The sequence below is a fragment of the Kitasatospora sp. NPDC056327 genome, assembly GCF_042261735.1.
Lineage (GTDB): Bacteria > Actinomycetota > Actinomycetes > Streptomycetales > Streptomycetaceae > Kitasatospora.
This window is the reverse complement of the sequence record NZ_JBHJRC010000548.1, coordinates 1-1,536: the sequence shown is the minus strand read 5'-3', so window position 1 is coordinate 1,536 and position 1,536 is coordinate 1. Positions and strand designations below refer to the sequence as shown.

Annotated in this window: 1 protein-coding gene; it reads left to right on the top strand. The window is 74.8% G+C overall.

The window, feature by feature from the left end:
• Positions 1 to 1,511 (top strand): aminodeoxychorismate synthase component I (gene pabB, locus ACFCX4_RS36230; RefSeq protein WP_376151733.1); only part of this gene is annotated, 1,511 nt, incomplete at its 5' end.
• Positions 1,512 to 1,536 lie beyond the last annotated feature (25 nt).

Below are 1,536 nucleotides of genomic sequence, written 5' to 3'. Positions count from 1 at the left end.
GGAAGGTGCCCGCCGCCGGGACCGCCCCCGCGCGCGGGACCGGACCGGCCTCCCCCGCCGACGCGGACGCCTACCGGGTGCTGACGCTGACGGTGCCCGGCGCGGTGGACACCGAGACGGCGTACGGCGAGCTGTTCGGACTCTCGGAGTACGCCTTCTGGCTCGACAGCAGCCGGGTCGAGCGCGGGCTCTCCCGGTTCTCCTTCCTCGGCGACGCCTCCGGCCCGCTGAGCGAGGTGCTCACCTACCGGCTCGCCGACCGCGCGGTGCGGGTGCGCAACGCGGCCGGCACCCACCGGGAGCCGGGCGGCATCTTCGACGTCCTGGAACGCCGCCTCGCCGAGCGCCGGCTGAGCGATCCCGGGCTGCCGTTCGACTTCACCGGCGGGTACGTCGGCTACTTCGGCTACGAGCTGAAGGGCGACCTCGGCTCCGGCAACCGGCACCGCGCGGAGACCCCCGACGCGGCCTGGATGTTCGCCGACCGCCTGATCGCCGTCGACCACGAGCGCGAGGTCACCCACGTGGTCGCGCTGCACCGCGGCGACCCGGAGACCGTCCGGTCCGCGCGGAAGTGGCTCGACAGCACCGCCGCCACCCTGGCCGCGCTGCCCGGCGGGCCCGGGGCGGCGCGGGCGGCGGCGGACCAGGCCGACGACGGCGCCGATCCGGCCCCGTGGCTGGCCCGGGAGCCGGAGGGCTACCTGCGCGACATCGAGGCGTGCCGGGAGGAGCTCGTGGCCGGCGAGAGCTACGAGATATGCCTCACCAACAAGGTCAGGATCCCCTTCGACGGTGACGACCTGACGTACTACCGGAGGCTGCGCGCCTCCAACCCGGCGCCCTACGCCGCGCTGCTGCGGCTCGGCGAGGTCACCGTCCTCAGCGCCTCGCCCGAGCGCTTCCTGAGGATCGGCGCGGACCGGGTGGTGGAGACCAAGCCGATCAAGGGCACGGCGCCCCGCAGCGCCGATCCCGTCCGTGACGCCCAGCTGGCCGCGGAGCTCGCGGGCAGTGCCAAGACCCGGGCCGAGAACCTGATGATCGTCGACCTGCTGCGCAACGACCTGGGCCGGGTCTGCGAGATCGGCCGGGTCGAGGTGCCGCGGTTCATGGCCGTGGAGTCCTACGCCACCGTGCACCAACTGGTCTCCACCGTACGGGGACTGCTGCGCCCCGGGGTCGGCGCGGTGGAGGCCGTGCGGCACTGCTTCCCGGGCGGATCGATGACCGGTGCGCCGAAGCTGCGCAGCATGGAGATCATCGACGGCCTGGAGACCGAGGCGCGCGGCATCTACTCCGGCGCGCTCGGGTACCTCGGGCTGACGGGCACCGCCGATCTCAGCATCGTGATCCGCACCGCCGTGCGCCACCGCGACGAGCTGAGCATCGGCGCCGGCGGTGCGATCGTGCTGGACTCCAGCCCCGACGGTGAGCTCGACGAGATGCTGCTCAAGGCCCGGGCCTCGCTGCGGGCCCTGCCGGCCGGGCCGGCACCCGCGGCCGGCTGAGCCCGGCGCCGCCGGGGCCCCGGGC